This is a genomic window from Mesorhizobium sp. M2E.F.Ca.ET.209.01.1.1 (assembly GCF_004010375.2).
Classification (GTDB): Bacteria; Pseudomonadota; Alphaproteobacteria; order Rhizobiales; family Rhizobiaceae; genus Mesorhizobium.
The window spans coordinates 1-288 of sequence record NZ_SADP02000857.1 but is presented as its reverse complement, the minus strand read 5'-3'; the positions used below and the strand labels follow the sequence as shown (position 1 = coordinate 288).

The following is a 288-nucleotide window of genomic DNA, read 5'->3' as shown; positions in this document are numbered from 1 at the left end:
TTGCAGGCCTGGCGGGATGTGACGAAGACGATCGACGGCGGATATGAGGCCGGACAGTCGCCACGTATCCGCGACCCGGCGATTTCTCGCCTACCAGCCGAACAGCACGGCCGCACCGCTCTGGCCGTCGCCGTCCTGCGCGACGTTGGCGTCGGTGTTTCTGCCGAACTGGAAAATGCCGTAGGAATTGTCGTCGCCGCCCTGCCGCAAGGTGGCGGAGTGCCCGCTGCCCTCCTGTCGAATTATGCCGAGGTTGCCGGCGCCGTCCTGACCTATGCCCGCGCGATT

General features: G+C 66.0%; 1 pseudogene. It reads right to left on the bottom strand.

The features are described 5' to 3' along the window. Positions 1 to 90 precede the first annotated feature (90 nt). Positions 91 to 288 (bottom strand): annotated as a pseudogene (locus EN852_RS38215) (curlin); the annotation flags it as partial.